Source organism: Shewanella sp. 10N.7, from assembly GCF_020806285.1.
Classification (GTDB): domain Bacteria; phylum Pseudomonadota; class Gammaproteobacteria; order Enterobacterales; family Shewanellaceae; genus Shewanella; species Shewanella electrodiphila.
Window position 1 is genome coordinate 1 of the sequence record NZ_JAJGZS010000109.1, and the last position, 220, is coordinate 220.

The window sequence follows — 220 nt, forward strand, 5'->3', positions numbered from 1 at the left end:
GTCGGGCTCATAACCCGAAGGTCGTTGGTTCAAATCCAGCTCCCGCAACCAATTTCTTATAAATGCCAATTTATAAGTTTGTAACACTCTGAAATCAGAGTTAATACATTTCAATTTATTTCAAGATAGTTAAATCGGACGCGGGATGGAGCAGTTTGGTAGCTCGTCGGGCTCATAACCCGAAGGTCGTTGGTTCAAATCCAGCTCCCGCAACCAATTT

Annotated in this window: 1 tRNA gene; it reads left to right on the forward strand. The window is 43.2% G+C overall.

Annotated features, from left to right (window positions below):
• The first annotated feature begins 139 nt into the window (after nt 1–139).
• A tRNA-Met gene (locus tag LMH66_RS20370) sits at nt 140–216 on the forward strand.
• Nucleotides 217–220: the final 4 nt, after the last annotated feature.